Origin of the sequence: Streptomyces sp. SID5643, assembly GCF_009872555.1 — a bacterium.
Lineage (GTDB): Bacteria > Actinomycetota > Actinomycetes > Streptomycetales > Streptomycetaceae > Streptomyces > Streptomyces iakyrus.
In genome coordinates, this window is the sequence record NZ_WWIC01000357.1 from 1 (window position 1) to 16,552 (window position 16,552).

At 72.4% G+C, this 16,552-nt stretch carries 14 protein-coding genes and 2 pseudogenes; 6 read left to right on the forward strand and 10 right to left on the reverse strand.

Translation table 11 applies throughout. The annotated features are described in order from the left end of the window. Nucleotides 1-1,685, reverse strand: a 1,685-nt coding sequence (locus GTY56_RS38125) for a HEAT repeat domain-containing protein (RefSeq protein ID WP_346345675.1), incomplete at its 3' end; no start/stop codon positions are given. A gap of 208 nt (nucleotides 1,686-1,893) precedes the next feature. Between GTY56_RS38125 and GTY56_RS38130 the strand changes: the two are divergent. Then, a pseudogene (locus GTY56_RS38130) lies at nucleotides 1,894-2,609 on the forward strand (PaaX family transcriptional regulator C-terminal domain-containing protein). Nucleotides 2,610-2,684: 75 nt separating this feature from the next. On the opposite strand, the gene GTY56_RS38135 reads toward GTY56_RS38130, so the two are convergent. Next, nucleotides 2,685-3,473, reverse strand: a complete 789-nt coding sequence (locus tag GTY56_RS38135; protein WP_161369837.1) for a pectate lyase — start codon at nucleotides 3,471-3,473, stop codon at nucleotides 2,685-2,687. Nucleotides 3,474-3,828: 355 nt separating this feature from the next. On the opposite strand from GTY56_RS38135, the gene GTY56_RS38140 reads away from it, so the two are divergent. After that, on the forward strand, nucleotides 3,829-5,169 hold the full coding sequence (locus GTY56_RS38140) for an extracellular catalytic domain type 1 short-chain-length polyhydroxyalkanoate depolymerase (RefSeq protein WP_346345674.1): 1,341 nt from the start codon (nucleotides 3,829-3,831) through the stop codon (nucleotides 5,167-5,169). Between the two features lie 21 nt (nucleotides 5,170-5,190). Here GTY56_RS38140 and GTY56_RS38145 read toward each other — a convergent pair whose 3' ends face one another. Next, nucleotides 5,191-6,270 carry an oxidoreductase gene (locus GTY56_RS38145; RefSeq protein WP_161369839.1) on the reverse strand — a complete coding sequence of 360 codons (1,080 nt, stop codon included), beginning with the start codon at nucleotides 6,268-6,270 and terminating at the stop codon, nucleotides 5,191-5,193. 118 nt (nucleotides 6,271-6,388) lie between these two features. Between GTY56_RS38145 and GTY56_RS38150 the strand changes: the two genes are divergently transcribed. After that, on the forward strand, nucleotides 6,389-6,739 hold the full coding sequence (locus GTY56_RS38150; RefSeq protein WP_161369840.1) for a helix-turn-helix domain-containing protein: 351 nt from the start codon (nucleotides 6,389-6,391) through the stop codon (nucleotides 6,737-6,739). A 114-nt stretch (nucleotides 6,740-6,853) separates the two neighbouring features. On the opposite strand, the gene GTY56_RS38155 is transcribed toward GTY56_RS38150, so the two are convergent. Beyond that, nucleotides 6,854-8,197, reverse strand: a complete 1,344-nt coding sequence (locus GTY56_RS38155; protein WP_161369841.1) for an FAD-dependent oxidoreductase — start codon at nucleotides 8,195-8,197, stop codon at nucleotides 6,854-6,856. 210 nt (nucleotides 8,198-8,407) lie between these two features. On the opposite strand from GTY56_RS38155, the gene GTY56_RS38160 reads away from it, so the two are divergent. Continuing rightward, entirely contained in the window at nucleotides 8,408-8,866 is a 459-nt protein-coding gene (locus tag GTY56_RS38160) for a DUF6214 family protein (protein ID WP_161369842.1), read from the forward strand. A 162-nt stretch (nucleotides 8,867-9,028) separates the two neighbouring features. On the opposite strand, the gene GTY56_RS38165 is transcribed toward GTY56_RS38160, so the two are convergent. Then, on the reverse strand, nucleotides 9,029-9,787 hold the full coding sequence (locus GTY56_RS38165) for a phosphotransferase enzyme family protein (protein ID WP_161369848.1): 759 nt from the start codon (nucleotides 9,785-9,787) through the stop codon (nucleotides 9,029-9,031). A gap of 102 nt (nucleotides 9,788-9,889) precedes the next feature. Then, complete coding sequence (locus GTY56_RS38170; protein ID WP_161369843.1) at nucleotides 9,890-10,543, reverse strand: DUF305 domain-containing protein; 654 nt, start codon at nucleotides 10,541-10,543, stop codon at nucleotides 9,890-9,892. 190 nt (nucleotides 10,544-10,733) lie between these two features. Between GTY56_RS38170 and GTY56_RS38175 the strand changes: the two genes are divergently transcribed. Beyond that, a complete protein-coding gene (locus tag GTY56_RS38175; RefSeq protein ID WP_161369844.1) occupies nucleotides 10,734-12,236 on the forward strand; it encodes an LVIVD repeat-containing protein in 1,503 nt (500 codons plus the stop codon). Here GTY56_RS38175 and GTY56_RS38180 read toward each other — a convergent pair. The 4 genes from GTY56_RS38180 to GTY56_RS38195 form a co-directional block, all read right to left on the reverse strand. After that, nucleotides 12,224-12,910: a TetR/AcrR family transcriptional regulator gene (locus tag GTY56_RS38180; protein ID WP_107457476.1), complete on the reverse strand. Its 687-nt coding sequence runs from the start codon at nucleotides 12,908-12,910 to the stop codon at nucleotides 12,224-12,226. The two genes, GTY56_RS38175 and GTY56_RS38180, sit on opposite strands and share 13 nt — an antisense overlap. A gap of 248 nt (nucleotides 12,911-13,158) precedes the next feature. Then, nucleotides 13,159-13,824: a phosphatase PAP2 family protein gene (locus GTY56_RS38185; RefSeq protein WP_161369845.1), complete on the reverse strand. Its 666-nt coding sequence runs from the start codon at nucleotides 13,822-13,824 to the stop codon at nucleotides 13,159-13,161. A gap of 157 nt (nucleotides 13,825-13,981) precedes the next feature. After that, entirely contained in the window at nucleotides 13,982-14,917 is a 936-nt protein-coding gene (locus GTY56_RS38190) for a M56 family metallopeptidase (protein ID WP_161369846.1), read from the reverse strand. A 98-nt stretch (nucleotides 14,918-15,015) separates the two neighbouring features. Then, nucleotides 15,016-15,564 (reverse strand): DUF5134 domain-containing protein, encoded by a 549-nt coding sequence (locus GTY56_RS38195; RefSeq protein ID WP_161369847.1) that lies wholly within the window; start codon nucleotides 15,562-15,564, stop codon nucleotides 15,016-15,018. Nucleotides 15,565-15,713: 149 nt separating this feature from the next. On the opposite strand from GTY56_RS38195, the pseudogene GTY56_RS38200 reads away from it, so the two are divergent. Continuing rightward, nucleotides 15,714-16,552: pseudogene (locus GTY56_RS38200) on the forward strand (FUSC family protein); the annotation flags it as partial.

Below are 16,552 nucleotides of genomic sequence, written 5' to 3' on the forward strand. Positions count from 1 at the left end.
GGCCGGGCCGCCGGGCCAAGCCGCCCCAGTACGGCCGCGGCACGGCGCCGCCGGTCGCTCGCGGGGCCCGTCAGCTCCCGCAGCAGCACCGGCAGCACGGCATCCGCCTCGCCCGTGACCGACCACAGCGCGTCCGCCGCCGCGACGGCGCAGTCCGTCTCCAGCAGTCCGCGCAGGTCCGGTATCGCCTCGCGCGCGCCGCCGCCGAACACGCCGAGGGCCCTGACCGCGGCCTCCGTGACGGCGTCGCGTCGCCGCAGATCGTCCGGCAGGCCGCGCAGCAGACGCAGGACCGCGGGCAGGGACTCGGCGTCGCCCAGTGCGGCGAGGGCCGACAGCAGGGGAACCGCCCGCCGGTGGAGGTCGGGCGCGTCGAGCGGCACGCGGGAGAGCCGTCGCCGCAGTGCCGGAGCGAGCGGCAGGGCCGCGCGGCCCAGCGGGGGTATCACCAGCCCCAGGTCGTCCGGCACGACCGGGCCCGCCAGCACCTCGGCCAGTACCGGCGCGGCCCGCGCGTCCCCGGTTCCGGCCAGGGCCTTGAGCGGACCGCCCAGGGCGGGAGCGCTCCGCTCCCGGTGCCGTATGCGCAGCCCGGGACGGTACGTCACCAGCGCGTGCAGGTGGTCGGCGGCGGGCGCGGCCAGCTCGCCGAGCTCCACCAGGACGGCGACCGCCGCGTCGTGCAACCGGTCCTCTTCAGCGCCCAGTTGGCCGCCGATGAGGGTGACCGGCTCCGCGTGGCCCTCGCGCCACTCGCGGAACAGCCCGGCCGACATCCACACGCCGTTGCACCGGTCGAGGGGGTCCGGGCTGGTCAACTGCCCGCACAGCAGGGCGATGCGGTCGGCCACCCGGCTGCCGAGCGCGGAGTGCAGGGTCCGCAGCAGCCGGGAGCCCTCCTCGTCCGAGGGGCGCAGCCGCAGCAGCCGGCCGGCGAGCGTGTCGGGTCCGGGACCGTCCTCCGCGGGCGCCCCGGACGTCCGCTGCCCGGATCTGTCCCTGAGCAGCCGGACGACGGCCGGTACGAGATCGGCAGGGAGCAGCTCGGGGGCGCACCCCGCGAGCTGGCCGAGTGCGGCGAGCCGGAGCGCGGGGCCGTGCGGGGGCCTGCTCAGCCCGGTCAGCAGGCGGACCGCTTCGGCGGCGTGGGCATCGCCGCTCAGGCGGTACCGCCGCGCGAACAGGCCGAGGCTCTCCGTCAGAGCGAGCAGGACCCGGTCGTCCCGCTCCACGGTGATCCGCTCCCGCACCAGGGCGAGCGCCCGCGCCGGCGGGTCGAGGAACCGCATCAGCGCCCCGGGGACCGCCCCGCGCACCCCCGCGTCCCCGTCTCCCGCGAGCCGGACGAAGACGTCGGCCCGCTCGCGCAGCATCGTGCGGGCCCGCGCCGCGAGATCACCGCGGGCTGCGTCCTCGTCGCCGATGCTGATGAGGAGCTCCACGACCCCCGCCCGGTCCCGCACCTCCTCGCGGACGGCGAGCGCGAGGAGAATCGGAACACAGGCGAGCGTCGAGTCGTACACCTCACCCCGGTGGTGCACGGCGCCGTACATCCCGTCGAGCGCGGTCTGCCGCTCGGCCCGGTCGGCCGAGGCCAGTCCCCGCAGTAATCCGGGAACGTCCTCCGCACTGCCGTACGCATGGCGCAGCGAGGCCCAGTCGACCTCGTCGATCCCCCTGAACACCTTGTCCTCCCCCAGACGATGTGCCATCTGACGGGGAGTCTGCACCAACGCACTGACAACGAAGCGGAACCGGGACGTGACTGTGCGCGAACTGTGCGCACGATGGCTGGAGTTCGAGTCGGCCCGCCTCGCTCCGTCAGCCCGCCCCGGCGCCCGTCCCTCCGCCGGGCAGCGCCCGAACGTCCCGGCGCGGTCCGGCGCGCTCGGCCTGCGGCCGCGGTCCGCGCGGTCGGTCGTGCTGAGCCTGCTCCTCGGGGCGCATCCCCCCGAGCTGCCGGCCAGGGAACCGGCGCGGCTCGTGGCGGGATTCGACGTCGGCGGCTCGACCCTGCGAGCGGCGCTCAGCCGGATGGTGACCGCCGGAGACCTGCGGCGTACGGACGGCGGCTACCGCCTCAGCGGCCGGCTGCTGGACCGCCGGCGCCGCCAGGACGACGCCGTGCACCCGCGCACGCGCGCTTGTGGCGGCGCCTGGGAGATGGCGGTGATCACCGCGACGGGACGCGGACCCGCCGAACGCGCCGATCTGCGCACGAGGCTGACGGCCCTCCGGCTCGCCGAACTCCGCGAGGGGGTATGGCTGCGACCCGCCAACCTGACCCGCGCCCTCCCGGGCGACCTGGACCGGGTGATGCGGCACTACACGGCCCGCCCCGCCCGGCCCCCGGCCGAACTGGCCGGAACGCTGTGGCCGCTTCAGGACTGGTCCGTCACGGCGCGGGCCCTGCTCGCGCACATCGCCGGCGAGACCCGCCCGACCGCCTGACCGCCTTCGCCGCCGTCGTACGGCACCTGCTCGCCGACCCCGTGCTGCCGCCCGGGCTCCTGCCCGCCGACTGGTCCGGCGGCGAACTGCGCGCCGCCTACACCGACTACCAGCGGGATCTGATCGGGGAGATGCGCGCGCGGGTGCACGGCAGCTGACGCGCGCGGCCGTGCGCAGCGCCCGCCGGGACGCTTCGCACGGCCGCCTTCACCGTGGGGGGAACGGCTGGGGACTCACCTGTAGGTGATGTCCGAAGTGGAGTAGAGGCAGTTCTTGCTGTCGGGTCCCGAGCCGACGGCGGTGTTGTTGTTGTACTTCTGGCAGGGCACGACCTTGCGTCCGGAGTCGTTGCGGATCGTGATGTTCCGCAGGGTCGCCACGTCGTTGCGGTTGACGTTGATGCCGACGAGCCGCGCGGTGGAGCCGGTGCCGGTCACGTCGACGGTGTTGAGGTTGACCTTGCGCGTGTACTGCGTGGAGCAGTCACCGCAGGAGCGGTAGAGCGTCTTGAACTCCTGCACCGCGAAGTTGGAGATGGTCAGCGTGCCGCCGCCGTTGTGCTGGAAGACCTTGTCGGCCGCCTTCTTCGCGCCGCCGCCGATCACCTGGTAGGTGGCGCCGTTGCCGCCGCGGAAGGTGGCGGCGTCCTCGCCGACATCCTCCCACCAGACGTTCTGCAGCGTGCAGCTGCCCTCGCAGTGGATGCCGTCGGCCGCGGGGGCGCCCAGGATGACGTTCTTCAGCACCGCGCCGTTCGCGAGTTTGAAGATCGGGTCCTGACCCTCCTCCTGGCCGTCACCGGCCAGTTCCCCCGTGCCGTAGTACCGCTTCATCCCGTAGTCCTTGGTGCCGGACACCGAAATGGTGGAGGAGGTGCCCTGGCTGCCGTTGGGGGTCGGCCAGGTCGCGGCACTGGCGCTGGGTGCGTGGGTGGTCATGATCATGCCAACCGACAGGCCGAGTGTGGCCAGTGCGCCGGTCAGTGCGCGCCTGCGGGCGCGCGGACGTGTCGCAGAAGTCATGTCCCGATTCCTTCTGTCGTGGGGGCGGATGGGGCTTCGGGGCCTCCGGTGCCCGGGCGTCCCGTGGGGGTGTCGTCGTGGAGCCTGGGCGGCCATCTATATGAACATCGTTCATTGTTCTGTTTCGTGTGCGTGCTGCACGTGCCCCGTTTGCGCCGACGGGTCACACTGCTGAACGGAACGTAGGCGGCAAGCGCTTTCTAGTCAACGCCTCGCGCAGAACACTTTCGGCCGCTCCTGGTCAGGCCCCCGGCCTTGTGGGAGCGCTTCCATGCAGGCCATGTCCATGTCACCATGCCGAACGGACCGCTTCCCTTCACGAGAGGGCGAGTCGATGAACCGAAGGAACCCGGACGTGCCCGCCACCGCCCGCCCCACCGCGAGGAGACGCCCGTGGCCGGCACTCCTCGGGCTCCTCGCCGCGCTGCTCCCGCTGCTCACGGCCACCGCGCTCACCGCGCCCGCCGCCGTCGCCGGTGAGCCGGCCCGTGACTCCGTCCGCGCCGGGGCCGTGCCCGCCGCGGCCCTCACCGAAGTCACGAACTTCGGAACCAACCCCAGCAACCTGCGTATGTACCTGTACGTACCGGAGAGCGTCACGCCGAAGCCGGCCGTCGTGGTCGCCGTGCACTGGTGCACCGGCTCGGGCCCGGACATGTACAACGGCACCGAGTACGACACGCTCGCCGACCGGTACGGATTCATCGTGCTCTACCCGTCCGTCACCCGCAGCAGCAAGTGCTTCGACGTCTCCTCGCCCCAGGCCCTGCGCCGCGGCGGTGGCAGCGACCCCGTCGGCATCAAGTCGATGATCGACTGGGTCACCCGCACCTACGACGCCGACACCGGCCGGGTGTTCGCCACCGGCATCTCCTCCGGCGCGATGATGACGAACGTCCTGCTCGGGGACTACCCGGACGTGTTCGCGGCGGGCGCCGCCTTCTCGGGCGTCCCGTTCGGCTGTTTCGCCACCACCGACGGTTCCGAGTGGAACAGTGCCTGCTCGGGCGGCACGATCACCCGCACCCCGAAGGAGTGGGGCGACCTGGCCCGGGGCGCGTACCCCGGCTACACCGGCCCCCGGCCCCGGATGCAGATCTGGCACGGCACCCAGGACGACGTCCTGCGCTACCCCAACTTCGGGGAGCAGATCAAGCAGTGGACGAACGTGCAGGGCGTGAGCCAGACGCCCGCCGGCACCGACACCCCCCAGTCCGGCTGGATCCGCACCCGCTACGGCGGCACGGGCGACCGGGCCCCCGTGGAGGCCGTCAGCCTCCAGGGCGTCGGCCACAACCTCTACGCCCAGGGCATGGCGTCCCGCGTGCTCACCTTCTTCGGCCTGGACGGTTCGGGCCCGGCTCCCCAGCCCCAGCCCGGCGCGTGCAGGGTGAAGGCGTCGGTGAACGCCTGGAACACCGGCCTGACCGCCTCGGTGACCGTCACCAACACCGGCACGACGACCGTCGACGGCTGGAAACTCGGCTTCACGCTGCCCGCGGGGCAGACGGTCACGGGTGGCTGGGGCGCCACGTACACGCCGTCGTCCGGGGCGCTCACTGCCACGAACGTCGCGTACAACGGCACCATCGCGCCGGGTGCGAGCGTGAGCATCGGCTACCAGGCGAGTCACGGCGGCAACAGCGCCGCCCCGGCCGCGTTCACGCTCAACGGAGCGGCGTGCACGGCCGGTTGACGCACCTCGTGGGATGCCGGATCAGACCGACCGGTGGTACTGGTCCGGCACCCGCACCTCGCCGCCGAGTTCCCGTGCCGCGTGCCGCGCCCACGAGGGGTTGCGCAGCAGCTCCCGGCCCAGCAGGACCGCGTCCGCCTCGCCGTTGGCCAGGATCTTCTCGGCCTGCTCGACCTCGGTGATGAGTCCGACGGCGGCGACCGGCAGGGGCGTCTCGTTCCGCACCCGGGCGGCGAAGGGCACCTGGTAGCCGGGGGTGGTGGGGATGCGGACGCCGGAGGCGTTGCCGCCGGTGGAGACGTCCAGCAGGTCGATGCCGTGGGCCCGCAGGTCGGCGGCGAAACGGACCGTGTCGTCCGCGGTCCAGCCGCCGTCGTCGAGCCATTCGGTGGCCGAGACCCGGAAGAACAGCGGCTTGTCGTCCGGCCAGACCTCCCGCACGGCGTCGACGACTTCGAGCGCGAAGCGGGTGCGGTTCTCGTACGAGCCGCCGTAGGCGTCGGTGCGGTGGTTGGAGTGCGGGGAGAGGAACTCGTTGATCAGGTAGCCATGGGCGCCGTGGATCTCGGCGATCTCGAAACCGGCGGCGAGCGCGCGGCGGGCCGCGGCGGCGAACTGCCGGACCACGTCCTTGATCTGGTCGGTGGTCAGCTCGTCCGGGACCGGGTGCCGGTCGTCGAAGGCGAGCGGATTCGGGGCGACCGGCTGCCAGCCGTGCTCGTCCGGGCCGACCGGGGCGCCGCCCTTCCACGGGCGGTCCGTGGATGCCTTGCGGCCCGCGTGGGCGAGCTGGATGGCCGGCACCGTGCCCTGCGCGGTGAGGAAGCGGGTGATGCGACGGAACGCCTCGGCCTGCGTGTCGTTCCAGATGCCGAGGTCGTAGGGGGAGATGCGGCCCTGCGGGGACACCGCGGTCGCCTCGACGACGATCAGGCCCGTGCCGCCGGTGGCGCGGGCGGCGTAGTGCGCGAAGTGCCAGTCGGTGGGGACGCCGGTCTCCGGGCCCTCCGGTGCCGCCGAGTACTGGCACATCGGGGGCATCCACACGCGGTTCGGGATCGTCAGCTCGCGCAGGGTGAAGGGCTCGAAGAGCGCGGTCACGGCGGACTCCATTCGTCACGGGGCCGATGTCGACTCGTACGATAGGCATCGTAGTACGGCGGATGTCAAACTACGAGGGTTCTCGTACTATGGGGGGTCCCGAGGAAATGGAGCCGCCGTGTCGTCGCCCGTCGTCAGCAGTCGTGACCTGCCGCATCCCGTGCGTGACGAGATCCGGCTGGAGGGAGTGCTGCACGCGCTCTCGGATCCGATGCGGTTGCGGATCGTGCGGGAACTGGCCGCCGCGCGAGGTGAGTTGTCCTGCTCGGACTTCGAGCTGCCCGTCACCAAGTCGACCACCACCCACCATTTCCGGGTGCTCCGGGAGAGCGGGGTGATCCGGCAGGTGTACCGGGGGACGGCCAAGATGAACGGGCTGCGGCGGGACGAGCTCGACGAGCTGTTCCCGGGGTTCATGGGTGCCCTGCTCGCCGCGGCTGACCGGCAGGCCGTCCGTCCGGGCGGCTGAGGCGCCGGCGGGTGTCGGCCTACGTCCCTCCGGCGCTGTGCCGGGCGCCGTGGCACATCCACGCTGCGACCGGGCGCCCATCGCGCAAGGGGTACGGGCCGAGTTTCCAGGGGGCTAAGGCGCCTTGCCTGCTGCGGCCAGCAACAACGACTGCCAGTCCGGGAGTTTGACCACTCCGCGGCCCAGCGAGGCTCCCAGTTCCGCCTCCGCCCGCTCGATCGACTGCCAGCCCTGCCAGGCGACCGGATCGGCTCCCGCCGCACGCAGGGCCGGAAGGGGGTCGTCGGGCACGGCCCGCAGGGTGAGGGCCGGCGCGTCCTCCAGGAGAGCCGTGGCCGTCTCCTTCGCGCAAGGGCGGTTCGTGCCGATGACGCCCGTGGGGCCCCGCTTGATCCAGCCCGCCACGTACTCGCCCGGAGCCACGACGCCCCCGCGCAGGACACGGCCTGACCGGTTCGGGACGGTGCCGGTGGCCGGATCGAACGGAAGGCCCTCCAGGGGGACCCCGCGGTAGCCCACCGAGCGCAGGACGAGCTGTCCCCCGACGACCTCGTGACAGCCCGTACCCGTCACCCCGCCGTGGCCGTCCGGAGCCGTCCGCTCGAACCGCACCGCGCTCACGCGCCCCTGCTCGGCGAGCAGTTCGGCCGGCCGGAGGAAGAAGCGGAGGCGGATGCGGCGCGGGGCGCCTGTCGGGGCTGCCCCGGCCCAGCCGCGCAGGACCTCCACGTTGCGGCGCTGTGGCGCGGGCAGCGCGGAGGGGTCCGTGTAATCCGGGTCCAGGGCCAGCTCCGCCGGGTCCACGACCACGTCGGTCTCCGGGAGGGTGCCCAGTTCGCGCAGCTCCTTGGTGGTGAACCGGGCCTGGGACGGACCGCGCCGGCCCACCATGAGGATCTCGGTCACCCGGCTGCCCGCCAGGGTCGTCAGGGCCGCCTGCGGCATGTCGGTCGGGGTGAGCTCGGCCAGTCCCCGGGCCAGCATCCGCGTGACGTCCACGGCGACGTTCCCCACGCCGATGACCACGGCCGACCGGGCGTCCCGCAGGAATCCGGCGTCCACGGCGTCCGGGTGGGCGCTGTACCAGGACACGAACTGCGTCGCCGACCAGCTCCCCGGCAGGTCCTCCCCGGGGATGCCCAGTCGCCGGTCGGTGGCGGCACCCACGCAGCAGACCACCGCGTGGTAGAGCTCCCGCAACCGGGCGATCCGTACACCACCGGGGCCGATCTGCACGCCGCCCAGGAACCGGACACGGTCGTGCTCCAGGACCGTCCGCAGGGTGTTCTGCAACGACTTGATCTTCTCGTGATCGGGTGCCACGCCGTAGCGGACGAGGCCGAACGGGCACGGCAGCCGGTCCAGGACGTCGACGCGCACCTCGGAGTCCAGCTGGACGAGGCTCTGGGCGGTGTAGCACCCGCTCGGCCCGGAGCCTACGACGGCGACTCGCAGCACGGCGGAACTCCTTACCCGGGGGGATCCGACGGATCTCAGGAGAGCGCTGACGCCTCCAGCATCGCACCGGCCGGGCTCCGCTGACAGGGTGCTGTGCTCCACCCGCGGCGCGTGTCCGATCTATAGGGAATGTGATCATGCGGTTACGTTCAGTGTGTGCTGGAAGCATCCTTTCTGAATCTTTCTGATCGCTCTCCGGCGGACGGTGCGGTGTCCGTGCGCCCCGCATGGGAAGTACGGGAGAGCGGGGGCGCCACGCGGTGGTTCGAGTTCCGGCTGGCTTTCGCCGACGGCGCCCGGGTCGACGCGCTGGCCGTCGTGGGCGGCGGATGCGTCTGCGTCGAGGAGGTGCGCGCTCAGCCCGCGCTGTCCCTCGACGACCTGGCCGTGCTCGCCGACTGGATCGAGGATGCGGTGGCGCATGCGTGCGGTGCCGGACCCGGGCCGGACGGCTGCGGGTCGCAGCGGCGCCGTGCCCGGCCGGCCTGGCCGCAGGGGGCGGAGGGGCGGCGGCTGGTGGCGCAGGAGTACCGCGCGGCCCAGCGGGACGGCGCCGACCCGGTACTCGCCGTGATGGGGGCCACCGGGCGCAGTCGCCGTACCTCCCTCAGGCTGATCGGCCAGGCCCGGGACGCGGGCCTGCTGCCACCGCGCCGCGCCCGCCGCTGACCGCGGCAGCGGCCCGCCCGGGGCGCACTCGGCTTGCCCTTCATGGTCTGCGCCGGTTTCGCATCGGTGATGCTCTCGGTCGTTCGCAGCTTTGGACGGGGCCGGCCGGGGACGAACTGGTCCGAGGACCGCAATGAGGAGCGAGGAGCGGGCGGAAGTGCCTCAGCCGGTCAGCAGGGCGTGCATCCACTGGTCTTCGCGCTGTTCGATGTACTCGGCGTCGTTCCGCCAGGCGTCGCCGTGGCCCGCGGTCCACAGAGTTGCCCAGGGCTGGACCCGCCGGGCGGCCTGTTCGCGCAGGAAGTCGTGCATGGAACGCGTACGGCGCCCCAGCAGTGGGACCAGCCGGCGGCGTTCGGTTTCATCGAGGCCGTATGCGTCGGCGAAGACGCGCAGTCGGTTCTCCGCGTCGCCGCGTTGCCAGTCAGGATGAGCGGACAACGGGATGAAACCGTGCACGGCATACGCGACGTCCCACAGGCGGGACCCGGGGCCGGCGGTGTCCCAGTCGATGAAGGCCCACGGGGACTCGTCTGCGACCACCAGGTTCCATGGGGCCAGATCGTGATGGGCGATGATGTCGCCGCCCTCGGCGGGGATCAGCACCTGCCAGTGCGCGTCGGGTGGTGGCGTGAAGTCCCGCACCGCATCGTGGAAGTCCCGGATCAGCCGTGCCGCACGAGCCAGTTGCCGAGCGGGTTCCAGCAGACAGAACCGGTCGGGCCAGACCACATGTCCCGGCACGAAGGTCAGGATCTCGCGCCCCTGGTCGTCGATGCCCAAAGGGCGAGGCGCCGCACGGAATCCCACCTCGTTCAGGTGGGTGAGCAAGGCGTGCACCGCGGGAGTCCAGGGTCCGGCCGGACGACGGACCGTATCCCCGACTCGAACGACACCAACGCTGACGTTGCCACCGGACAGAGGCTGTTCCTCATGCTGCACCGAACCAGTGTGTCCGGTCGGGCCGCCGTGATCACCCCCTTGACGGGGAGCACCCAGGAGGTGCAGAGGTCGAGGACAAGCTCAGAGCATGTTCCGCATCCGCGTGATCTCGCTCGTCTGCTGCGCGATCACCTCGTCGGCCATCTCCTCGACACGGATGTTGTTGCCCTGCCCCTTCACGTCCGTGGCCATGGTGATCGCGCCCTGGTGATGGGTCGTCATCAGGGTGAGGAAGAGCCGGTCGAAGGCCTTTCCATCGGCCGCGCGGAGCTTGTCCAGCTGGGCCTTCGTCGCCATGCCGGGCATCGTGGCGTGCTCGTGCCGCTCGGCCTTCAGCGGCTTGCCGTATGACTTCAGCCAGCCCTTCATGGCCTCGATCTCCGGCTTCTGGCCGGCCGCGATGCGTTCGGCGATCCGCTTCACGTCCTTCGACTCGGCACGCCGCGGGGTGAGTTCGGTCATCACCAGGGCCTGGGCGTGGTGCTCGATCATCATGCGGACGTAGGAGACGTCGGCCGAGTTGGGGGAGTCGTTCTCCGAGCGCTGGTCGGCGGCCTCCTCGGCGGACAGGGTGCGGTTCGCCTCCCCGGGCTCGCCCGGCGCGATCACGGCGGGCTCGTCCGCCGCGGCCGGCTTGCGGTCCGGACCGGAGTCACAGCCCCCGGCCGTGAGCACGCCCAGGGCGACCAGCCCCGTCGTGACGGCGGACATCCGGGACGCACGGCGGAAGAGCACAACGACCTCCTGTTGCAGGTGGGTTGGGACGCACCTCGTGTTGCGGACGACGTACTGGCACGCCTCCGCGGCTCATTGATCGGGAAACTTCATTGCGATTCTGTTGCCCCCTGTTGGTATGTGCATGGCGAAGACGATACTGCGTGGTGCGTGAACCGTTCCGCAGTGAACGGAACCAGGGAGGAAAACAGTGATCCTGTTGAACGACCGCAGAACACGCCGCAGACGCGTGGGAGTCGTGGCTGCCGCCGGCGGGCTGCTGGCCGCGCTCCTCACAGCGGCACCCGCAGCGGCCACCCCCGACCCGGGGGACGCGCCGCCCGCGCCGAAGAAGGTTTCCAAGAGCGCTCAGGCCGAGGTCCGGGAGGCCATCCAGAGCGGCGAGATACCCGGCCAGGACGAGATCGTCCACTCCGACAACATCCAGCACCTGGCCCACGTCCCCAAGGACGTGCTGCAGGGCACGAACTCGGACCTCGCCTTCCAGGGCAGGTACGCGTTCGCGGGCAACTACGATGGTTTCCGCATCTTCGACATCAGCAACCCCAAGGTGCCGAAGACCGTGGCCCAGGTGCTGTGTCCCGGTTCGCAGAACGACATCTCCGTCTCCGGCAACCTGCTGTTCCTGTCCACCGACTCCTCGCGCAGCGACAGCAGTTGCTCCAGCACCACCCAGCCGGCGACCGAGAAGTCCTCCTGGGAGGGCATGAAGGTCTTCGACATCAGCGACAAGCGCAACCCGAGGTACGTCGCCGCCGTCGAGACCGCCTGTGGCTCGCACACCCACACGCTGGTGCCGGAGCGCCGCAACGTCTACGTGTACGTCTCCTCGTACTCGCCGAACGCCGCCTACCCCGACTGCCAGCCGCCGCACGACGGCATCTCCGTCATCAAGGTGCCGCGCAAGGCCCCCGAGAAGGCGCAGGTCGTGGGCTTCCCCGTGCTGTTCCCCGGTGAGGGGCCGGACGGCGGCGGCAACCCGGGCGGACCCACCAACCCGGGCGTCTCCAAGACCACCGGCTGCCACGACATCACCGTGCTGCCCTCGAAGGACCTGGCCGCGGGCGCCTGCATGGGCGACGGCATCCTGTTCTCCATCAAGGACCCGGAACGCCCGAAGGTCATCGACCGCGTGCAGGACAACGTGAACTTCGCGTTCTGGCACTCGGCGACCTTCAACCAGAAGGCGAACAAGGTCGTCTACACCGACGAGCTGGGCGGTGGCGGCGCGGCCACCTGCAACGCGGAGACCGGCCCGGACCGCGGTGCCGACGGCATCTACGACATCGTCGGCAAGGGCGACAAGCGCAAGCTCGTCTTCCGCAGCTACTTCAAGATCCCCCGCCACCAGGCGGACACCGAGAACTGCGTCGCCCACAACGGCTCGCTGATCCCGGTCAAGGGCAAGGACATCATGGTCCAGGCCTGGTACCAGGGCGGCGTCTCCGTCTGGGACTTCACCGACTCGGCCAGACCGAAGGAGATCGCCTACTTCGACCGCGGCCCGCTGACCACCGACACGATCAAGTCGGGCGGCTCGTGGTCGGCGTACTACTACAACGGCTACATCTACTCCAACGAGTACGCGCGGGGCTTCGACGTGCTGAAGATCGACGACCGGCGCACGGACCCGGCCCGCTGGGTCCACCAGCGTGAGCTCAACGTCCAGACCCAGCCCGACTACTTCGACTGACCCCGTGGGTCGCACTCCGGTGCGGCCCCGGTCGCGAAGAACCGCGACAGATCCTTGTCGCCCCTCCCGCCGCAGGCTCCGGTCTCCGGCGGGAGGCCCAGCTCCCAGTCGAGCCGGTAGCGTTTGAACAACTCGGCCCGCAGCACCGGCACCGGCATCGGCACCCCCGGCACCAGAGCCGCGTACACGGAGCCCATCAGCAGGGCGCGCATCATCGGGTAGTCGCTGTCGACGTCCGGCGACCCGTGCCGGGCCATGGTGTCCCGCAGCAGTTCGGCCAGCCGCCGCTGCTCCGGGCACTGCATGAAGCCCTCGGCCTGGAGGATCCCCGCCATGTGCTGGCGCATCAGCACGGGCCGGTCCCGGGCCAGGCCCAGGATCGCGTCGATGGCCCGGGCCATCCGCTCCCGGCCGTCCTCGGTGCGCGGCTCGCGCTCCAGCGCCTCCTCCAGCGTGCGGTGCATCAGCCGGTGCACAGCGGACTGCACCAGCTGGCGCTTGCCGGGGAAGTAGTACGACACCAGACCACGGGCCGAACCCGCCCGGTCCGCGATGTCGCCGAGGGTCGTGGCGTCGTAACCGCGCTCGCCCACCAGCTCGACCGCGGCCTGCAACAGCCGCTCCCGGGAGCGCCGCCGCAACTCTTCATTGACCGAGGCGCTACGCGGAGACATGCTGTAACTCCTGTGTTGACTGGCTGCCAGCCAACTATACTCAGAGCGTCCGGCCCCGGCCTGTCAGGTCTGGGTCGGTGATGCCGTCTGCCTCGGGCGACACGGGGGATCGTCCGAGGCGGGCGAGCAGTCGGATCCGATGGTGGCCTTGGGCTACTTGCCCCCGCGGCAGGCCCGACGGCCGCCCTGCGGCGGTTCCCGCGAGAGCGCGTCGGGCCGCACCCGGGAGCGGTGAGGCGTCCCAGGGTTCAGGGCTGCCGACGGCGGTGCACCCACACCGCCGCGGCGACCACCGTCGTCCCCAGCAGCCAGCCGCCCACCACGTCCGACGGCCAGTGGACGCCCAGCCAGACCCGCGTCAGCCCGACCCCGACCACGGAGACGACGGCCACGGCCACAGCCGTACGCCACACGGCCCGGCCGACGCCGTGCCGGTGCAGGAGCCACAGCAGCAGGCCGCACACCACCGTGGCGGTCATGGCGTGCCCCGACGGGAACGCCGAGTAGTGGGCCGAGTCGACGGGGTCGGGCCACACGGGGCGTGGGCGGTCCACCGCGGCCTTGATGCCCTGCTGCAACACGGTCCCCACGGCGACGGCCAGCGCCAGCCACAACGCCGTCCAGCGCGCCGCCCGCCGTACCAGCCACACGACGACAGCCGCGCACAGCAGCCGCATCGTCCACGGATCCCACACCCAGTCCGTGAGGATGCGGCACGTCTGGGTGAGGACCGGTTCGTCGACCGCCCAGCGGTGGGTGGTGGCGGAGACGTCCCCGTCCGCGTCGATCAACGGGCTCCATCTGGCCGCGACGAGGGTCAGCAGCAGGAGCGAGCACAGGGCGAGGACACCGGCGAAGCGGGCGGCGGTGTGGTGCTCCGGGCGGGGCGGGGAGTCGACGGACGAGGTGTGCATACAGCGATCCTCGCCGAACCGGGGGGTCCGGATCCAGTAAGGCGGCGATCTTCGGCTCTCGGGCGGCCCACTTCGGCCATCGGCAGCTACCGGATCCGGGCCGGGCACCTGCCTCGTCCGACGCCCGTCGCTGCCCCGACTCCCCCGGCCCGGCCGGTCATCCCAGCGCCCGCAACCCCGGTACGAACGCCACCAGCACCGGCACCACCGGCACCAGCGCGGCCGCCGCCGTCAGCCGCAGGCGTCGGGCCGGGGTCAGCCGGTCCGGCGGCGTGAGCAACCGGTGCACCCGGGCCGGGACATGGGCCTGCGGTGTCGGGCAGGGCCCGAACACGCCGCGGTGCTCGTTCAGTTCGACCAGGGCCAGGGCGGTGGTCAGCCGGCCGAAGCGGCGCGACGCCGTGTCGTCGGCGGCGAGTTCGACCAGGCGGTGCATCTCGTCCCGGAACGCGGCGAACACCGCAACCTGCGGAAACCCGCCGGCCAACGCCGAGGAGCAGTTCAGCAGCCAGTCGTGCCGGGCCCGGGCGTGGCCCTGCTCGTGGGCGAGCACGGCGTCCAGCCTGCGGCCCTTCAGCCGGAGCAACGCGGCCGTGGTGACGACCAGTTGCGGGGGAGCGCCGGGCTGCCACCAGGCGTCGGGCCGCTCGCTCTCCAGGACGACGAGCCGGCCCGAGACGGCCACCTCGCCCGGCAGCAGCGGAGCCCGGACCAGCAGATCGGCCCGTCGGCGGCGGCGCTCGGCGCGGGCCCGGCCGATCTCGCGGACCAGCATCGCCGCGCTCCACAGCCCGCCACCGGCCAGCGCGAGGGCGGTGGTCGCCGCCCAGGGGCCCGCCGTGCCGAGGACGTAGGCCTCGACGACCGCGCGCGGGGCCGTCGCGAAGAGGTGCCCGCCGACCGCGTGCCAGGCCGCGGCCGCGCTGAGCGTCATCGACAGCGCGCAGCACACCAGGACCGTGGCCACGACGCACTGCCACACCCACAGCGCCACCACCGGCTCACGGTCCGGCCACTGCGCCCGGGCGAGCAGCCGGGGGCCGGCCACGGCGGTCAGGGCGCCGAGCAGCAGCAGCGCGGCGGTGAGCATCATGAGGGCAGCCTATGAGGGCGGCCATGCTCCGGGGTACGACTTGTGCCGCCGAAGTGACGCAGGCAACGGATCCGTTGGGCGTGCCGGGCCGCTCCCGCTCACAGCGTCAGCAGCATGGCCACCATCGCGATCCCCATGGACAGCCGGCAGGCCCTGGCCAGTTCCGGCCGGTCGCCCCACCCGGCGGGACCGCCGCCCCCGGCGACGGCGGCGACCGGCACCAGACGGACGCCGGCCAGCAGCACGTAACCGGCGAAGTACAGCAGCAGCGCCCCCGTCAGGAGCGGGACCCCCGATCCGCCCCGGCCGTGCGCGTGTGCGGGCGAGCCGGCCATGACGAGGGACATGTAGACCATCGCCGCGGCCCCCACCAGGTGGTGGAGATGGTGTGCGCCGGCCCGCGCCGCCCAGAGCGCATGCACACCCGCCGCTCCGAACACCGCCGCGTAGACGGGCCACGCCCACGAAGGCGGGGTGAACACCGCCGCCGGCACCGCCATCGCGGCCATCCCGAAACCCATCAGCGCCTCGCCGCCCGCGGCGCTGCGCTGACCCTCGGCGCCGCTGCGCATCCGCGCCAGGCAGTAGGCGCCGGTCACCGCGCAGAGCGCCACCAGCAGCCAGCCGGACGAAGCCGGTCCGTGCACGCGCACCTCCCCCTTCGGCAGTCGGTCATTCGATGCCCGGGCCATGCGGCGCGCACGCGAGCGCAAGGGTGTACACGGGGGGCATTCGACGGAGCACGCCAGGTGAGGAGATATCTTTTACGTGTAAAACACCTGTTAATCTTACTCTCATGAGCAGTGCGACACCCACCCCTGCCGCCCCACCCGCCCGGCGTCTCCCGCTGGCGGGGGTGCTGCGCCTCGGCATGCCCTCGGAGATCTGGTTCAAGCCCGCGCTGAGTGTCGTCGCGGCGACCGCTCCGCCCGCCCTCGCCCTGTCGGCCCTCGGCCGGCCCGACCTCGTGCTGTACGCGATGGCCGGATCCCTGTGCGCGCTGTACGCCCACAACCGTCCGTACGCCGCCCGGGCCGGGGTCCTCGCGTGGGTGGTGCTGGGCATGCTCGGCGGGGTCGCCGTGGCCCTGGTCGCGGCCTCGCTCACCGGCAGCGCCGCCGTCCTGGTCACCGTAGGCGCCCTGTTGGCCGCCGCGCAGAAGGCGCTGTGCGACGCCACCCGGGTCGGCCCGCCGGGCAACGTCGTCCTCACCTTCGTCAGCTCCGCCTCCCTGTTCGCCCCGCAGAACCTCGGCCAGGTGCCCGGGCATCTGGCCCTGACCGCCGCGACGGGGGCCTGGGCCTGGTTGGTCTGCATGGCGCCGGCTCTCGTCCGGCCGCACGGACCGGAACGCCGCGCCACCGCCGCCGCTCTGAAGGCCGCCGCCGGGTACGCCGACACCCGCGGCACGGGGGAGGGGCATGCCCGGGCCCGGGCCGTCGGTTATGCCGCGGTACAGACCGCCTGGCAGTCGCTGCTGTCCACCAGCGCCCCTTCCCGGACCAGGCATGCTCTCGAACGGCTCGTCGTCCGGGCCGAGGTCGCCCTCGCGGCGCCGACGGAGGCGGACGCGGAGCGGCTGCGCGCGTGGGCGGGCACGCTGCGCGGCACCGGCCCCGTCCCGCAGGCCGGAGC